This window comes from Streptomyces sp. NPDC060198 (assembly GCF_042728415.1).
In the GTDB taxonomy this organism is placed as follows: Bacteria; Actinomycetota; Actinomycetes; order Streptomycetales; family Streptomycetaceae; genus Streptomyces.
Genome location: NZ_JBHWZJ010000399.1, coordinates 1 through 6,044 on the forward strand (window position 1 = coordinate 1; position 6,044 = coordinate 6,044).

The 6,044-nt window shown below is 71.5% G+C and carries 3 protein-coding genes; 2 read left to right on the forward strand and 1 reads right to left on the reverse strand.

All coding sequences use genetic code 11. From position 1 onward, the window contains the following. Positions 1-54: 54 nt before the first annotated feature. Complete coding sequence (locus ACFWEP_RS30220) at positions 55-888, reverse strand: siderophore-interacting protein (RefSeq protein ID WP_387374796.1); 834 nt, start codon at positions 886-888, stop codon at positions 55-57. A 322-nt stretch (positions 889-1,210) separates the two neighbouring features. On the opposite strand from ACFWEP_RS30220, the gene ACFWEP_RS30225 reads away from it, so the two are divergent. Beyond that, positions 1,211-3,322 (forward strand): glycosyl hydrolase family 28-related protein, encoded by a 2,112-nt coding sequence (locus ACFWEP_RS30225; protein WP_387374798.1) that lies wholly within the window; start codon positions 1,211-1,213, stop codon positions 3,320-3,322. 280 nt (positions 3,323-3,602) lie between these two features. Beyond that, positions 3,603-5,906 (forward strand): esterase-like activity of phytase family protein, encoded by a 2,304-nt coding sequence (locus tag ACFWEP_RS30230; RefSeq protein ID WP_387374800.1) that lies wholly within the window; start codon positions 3,603-3,605, stop codon positions 5,904-5,906. Positions 5,907-6,044: the final 138 nt, after the last annotated feature.

Genomic DNA, 6,044 nt, shown 5'->3' on the forward strand with positions numbered 1-6,044 from the left:
ATCCTCGCGTGGCCCGCTCCCGCTGTGTCCGTTCCTCGAATCTCCGCTCGTCGATCAGGCGACGCGCGCGACCCGCTCCGACTTCTCGCTCTTCCAGAAGCCGGAGAAGGTGATCCGGTCCTTCGGGAGGCCCGCGCGGACGAGGTGGCGGCGGCCCTCGGTGGCGAGGGTGGATTCGCCGACGACGAAGGCGTACCCGGCCGCGTCCACGGTGTCGTGGCGGCGGAGTTCCTCCAGGGCGGCGGCGCCGGGCACCGCGGTCGCGTCGTCGCGGACGACCCAGGTCACCAGGACGCCGGGCGGCGCGTCGAGCGGGCGGCGGTCCTCGGCGAGCGGGACCTCCTGGATGACCCTGCCCACCGTGTCGCGCGGGAGCGAGCGGAGGATGCCGGCCGTCGACGGCAGCCCGCTCTCGTCGGCGACCACGAGCACCTCGGTGGCGTCGTCCGGGTGGTCGAAGATGCGGCCCTGGTCCAGCAGGGCGACCGGGTCGCCCGGGCGGGCCGCGCACGCCCAGATCGCCGCGCCGCCCTCGGGCTCGCCCTCCGGGCCGAAGTGCACGACGAAGTCGATGTCCATCTCGGCCGCCTCGGGGCGGAAGTCGGCCACCGTGTAGTTGGCGCAGTGCGGCCGTACGTCCTCGGGAAGGGCGAAGTAAGGGTCCCACCAGCGCTTCGCGCCGGCGAGCTCCGGCATGACGAACTCCTCCTGGTGCGGCCGGCGCAGGAAGAGGCGGAACCAGTGGTCGTATCCCAGCCAGGGGAAGTCCCCGAGGTTGGCACCGGTGATCGTCACCCGCTGCATCGACGGGGAGAAACGCTCGCTGCGGACCACTTCGCCGCGGAACAGAACGGGATGCTTCGGCATGAGCCTGGGAGTTTTCGCCACAAAGGAAGGTTAGCCTAAGTTAACCGGGCGTCAACAGGTGGTCCGCATGTCTCCGTGTCTCCGTCGCCTCCCGCGCTTCTCCCGCCGGGTTCCGCCCCCGCCCTCGGCCCGCCCTGCTCACCTGCAACGAACGAGCGAGCTGCTGCAAAAAATCTATAGAGCCTCGCTTGTTTGATGAGAAAGCACGGGAAAACCTCTCGCACGAGCCTTGTGGCCGCCCGCGTGAGGTCCTTACTGTCGCCTCACCTCACGACGCCCGCTCCGCCTCGAACGTCCAGGGCGGTTCGCGCCCGACACGAGAATCGAGCTGGGGATGGCACGAATGGCACGGAGCGGTAAGGGGAGCGGTACGGCGAGGACGGGGCGGAGAACCGTGGCGGCCGTCGTCGCCGCGGCGGGGATCTGCCTCGGGCTCGGCGGCGGTGCGACGGCCCAGGCGGACACCGCCGCCCGTACGGACGCCGCCACCTCGCGTACGGGCGATGCGGCCCCACCCGTGGTGACCCGGGCCGGCCTGGACCCGGCGCTGGTCGCGGGGGCGGGTGCGGACCTCGGGTTCGTCGAGCAGGAGGCGGAGAACGCGGTCACCGACGGGAAGGTCATCGGGCCCGACCGGAGCGCCTACGCCCTCCCCGCGGAGGCGTCCGGGCGGCGGGCGGTGACTCTTCAGCCGGGCCAGTACGTCGAGTTCACGCTGCCGAGTGCGGCCAACGCGATCACCGTGCGGTACAGCATCCCCGACGCGCCGGACGGCGGCGGCATCACCGCACCGCTCGACGTGACGGCGGCCCCGGCAGGGCGGGGACGGGGAGCGGCCCTCCCGACGACGCGGAAGACCCTCACGCTGACGTCCCAGTACTCCTGGCTCTACAACCAGTATCCGTTCTCCAACGACCCGAACGCCGGTCTGCTGCACGAGGACTGGTGGATCACGGAGTGCGGGTGCGTACCCGCCGCCACCAGCCCCGCCCCGGCGATCGGCAAGCCGTTCCGGCCCAGCCACTTCTACGACGAGCAGCGCCTCAAGCTGGGCCGGACGTACCGGGCGGGGGACACCGTCCGGCTGTCCGTACCCGAGCGCGCCGGGGCGGTGGCGACGACCGTCGACGTCCTCGACTCGCAGCTGGTGGCGCTGCCGCGCGTGGTGCCGCTCGCGGCGAACGTGCTCGCCTTCGGCGCCGACCCGACCGGCCGGAAGGACTCGGCCGGCGCGATCGACCGCGCCATCGCCTTCGCCCGGCGCGCCCACCTCACCGTCTACATCCCGCCGGGCACGTACCAGGTCGACCGGCACATCATCGTGGACGACGTCACGATCGAGGGTGCCGGAAGCTGGTACACGATCATCAAGGGGCGCCAAGTCACCCTGTCCACACCGGCCGACGACGGCTCCGTGCACACCGGGGTCGGGTTCTACGGCAAGGACGCCGCCGACGGCGGCAGCCACCACGTCCGCCTCTCCGGCTTCGCCATCGAGGGCGACGTACGCGAGCGCATCGACACCGACCAGGTGAACGGCGTCGGCGGGTCGCTCACCGACTCCCTGATCGAGGGGCTCTACGTCCACCACACCAAGGTCGGCATGTGGTTCGACGGCCCCATGTCGAACCTGCGGATCACCGGCAACGTCATCACCGACCAGATCGCCGACGGCATCAACTTCCATACCGGTGTCACGGACTCGGCCGTACGGAACAACTTCGTGCGCAACTCCGGCGACGACGCCCTCGCCCTGTGGTCGGAGAAGACGAGCGACGCCCGCAACACCGTCGACCACAACACCGTGCAGTCCCCGGTCCTCGCCAACGGCATCGCGATCTACGGAGGTTCGGACACCACGGTCTCCCACAACCTGGTCGCCGACCCCGTCCGCGAGGGCAGCGCCCTGCACGTGGGCTCCCGCTTCGGCGCCGAACCGTTCACCGGGTACCTCCGCTTCACCGGCAACACCACCGTCCGCGCCGGTACGTACGAGCTGAACTGGAACATCGGACTCGGCGCCATCTGGTTCTACGCCCTGGAGCGGAACATCGACGCGGACGTCCGGGTCACCGGCGACAGATATCTCGACAGCACCTACAACGCGGTCATGCTGGTCGCCGACTGGCCGGTGAAGGACACGTACAAGATCAGCGGCGTGCACTTCAAGGACGTACGGGTCGACGGCACAGGCACCTCGGTGGTCAGCGCCCGGGCCGCCGGTTCGGCGTCCTTCGAGAACGTGGACGCCCGCAACGTCGGCGCGGTCGGCATCAACAACTGCGGATCGTTCAACTTCCCTGCCACGGGTTCGGAGTTCGCCCTCGACGACCTCGGCGGCAACGACGGCGGCGGCACCACCGGCCCGTGGTTCGGCGCCTGGCAACTGCCGAACACCCTCACCTGCGACGACCGCCCGCCCGTCGTCGCGCCCCCGGCGCCCGCGCCTTGGTGAACTGCCCGGTGACCCGCTCGGAGCGACCCCGCTCGTAAGGGGCGCCGCTGTCCGGCCCGAAGGTCCACGCCCACCCCGCTTGCCGGGAGCGGAGTCGACGTTCGGGCCGGACCGCTCGTACACCGGGCCCTGCGCTGACCCGGCTCCGCCCGCGCGCGGCCGGGGCCCGGCCTTTCCGCGGAGTTCACTCGTCCGCCGCCTTCCGCTCGCCCGGAGCTGGGACCATCGCGGCCGTCCGGCAGCAGTGGATCGCCGTGCACCGTCGCGCAACGGAGGACAGATGGCACCGAAGAGAACGTACGCCGCACTCGGCGCCCTGGTCGTGGCCGGTGGCCTGCTGGCCGGCACGGGCGCGGCGAGCGCGCACCAGAAGCCCGCAGCGCCGCTCGCCTTCCAGCGCGCGGCGACGTACCCGGTCTTCCAGAACCGGCCCGCGGGCGAGGACCCGGCCACGGCCACCGTCGCCGAGATCTCCGCGACGAGCGAGGACGGCCGGACCCTCGTCCACACCGACGCGCTCGCCCGCCGTATCGGCTTCCTCGACATCAGCGACCCCAACAAGCCGCGTGGACTCGGCACGCTGTCCCTGGCCGCACTCGGCGACGCCGAGGACGAACCGACCTCCGTCGCCGTGGTCGGCCCGTACGTACTCGTCGTGGTCAACACCAGTGCCTCCTTCACCCAGCCGTCCGGACGCCTCGACGTCATCTCGCTGCGCGACCGCCACCGGGTCACCAGCTTCGACCTGGGCGGCCAGCCGGACTCCATCGCGATCACCGAGGACGGGCGGTACGCCGCCGTCGCGATCGAGAACGAGCGCGACGAGGAAGCGACCCCGCCCGGCGGCGAGGAGGGCGACCTCCCGCAGGCCCCGGCCGGGTTCGTGCAGATCGTGGACCTCAAGGGCGGCTCGCCGCAGCGGTGGCGCACCCGCGCGGTGCCGTTCACCCGCCTCGACGGCAGCGCACTCCCGGTGCTGGCCGCCGCCGGCATCGCCGAGCCCACCGACCCGGAGCCGGAGTACGTCTCCGTCAACGGCCGCGACCAACTCGCGGTCACCCTCCAGGAGAACAACGGCATCGCGCTGATCGACCTGCCGACCGGACGGATCACCAAGGCCTTCAGCGCCGGTACGGACACGGTCACCGGCATCGACACCGTCAAGGACGGCGTGATCGACCAGACCGGATCGATCACCGACGTGCCGCGCGAGCCCGACGCCGTCGGCTGGGTCGACGACCGCTACCTGGCGACCGCCAACGAAGGCGACTGGAAGGGCGGCACCCGCGGCTGGTCCGTCTTCGACAGCCGTACCGGGAAGGTCGCGTGGGACGCGGGCAACACCTTCGAGCGGCTCGCCGTCCGCTACGGCCTCCATGACGAGGACCGCTCCGCGAAGAAGGGCACCGAGCCCGAGGGCGTGGCGGTCGCCACCTACCACGGGGTCCGTTACGCCTTCGTGGGCTCGGAGCGGAGCAACTTCGTCGCCGTCTACGACCTGACCGAGCCGACCGCCCCCGTCTTCCGGCAGATCCTGCCCACCACCAACGGCCCCGAGGGCCTGCTGCCGATCCCGTCCCGGGACCTCCTCGCGGTCTCCAGTGAGGAGGACGACGCCTCGGTCAACGTACGGGCCTCCGTCAGCCTCTTCCGGCTGGGCGCGGGGACACCGGCGTTCCCGAGCATCTTCTCCGCCTCCGACTCCACGGGCGCGCCCATCGGCTGGGGAGCGCTCGGCGCCCTGTCGGCCGCCCCCGGCAAGCCGCACGAGCTGTACACCGTGACCGACGCGGCGTACTCCCTCACCCGGATCATGACCATCGACACGGCCCGTCGGCCCGCGGTCATCACCCGCGCCCTCCCCGTCAAGGATGCGACGGGCAAGCCGGTCGGCTACGACGCCGAGGGCATCTACGCCCGCCCCCAGGGCGGGTTCTGGCTCGCGGTGGAGGGCGCCACGGGCGCCGGCAACCAACTGGTACGCCTCGACCGCGACGGAACCACCCGTCAGACCGTCCCGCTCCCGGCCGACATCGCCGCGGGGCTGACGAAGCAGGGCTTCGAAGGCGTCACCGCGACCACCGACCGCCTGGGCCACGAGGTCGTCTGGGCCACCCTGCAACGCGAGGTCAAGGGCGACCCCACCGGAGTCGTCCGCCTCGGCAGGTACGACGTACAGGCCGCAACCTGGAGCTGGTACGGATACCGGATCGGCACCACGACCACCCCGGGCGACTGGATCGGCCTCTCCGAAATCACGGTGGTCGGGGACAAGTTGGCGCTGATCGAGCGCGACAAGCTCAGCGGCCCCGCCGCCGTGATCAAGCAGATCCACACCATCGACCTGCCCAAGTCCGCTGCTCCCGCCGGTGCGTTGCCGGTCCTGCCCAAGACCCTCGCCAAGGACGTGCTGCCTGAACTCCGGGCCACGGGCGGCTGGACCCAGGAGAAGCTCGAAGGGCTGACCGTGGGCGCGGACGGGCAGGTCTACGCCGTCACCGACAACGACGGCCTCGCGGACGCAACGGGCGAGACGGTGTTCCTGCGGCTGGGGTCGAGCCGGAAGGTCTTCGGGCGGGACTGATCCGGACGGCGGAAGGCGGGCAGCCCCGCGTACATCCGGCCGTCCTGACAGTCGACGCCGAGATTCTCGCCGGATTTTCACGGTCTGCCCGCGCCGAGCCGGTCGGCGACCCGCCGCACCTCACCGGCAGGCGTGACG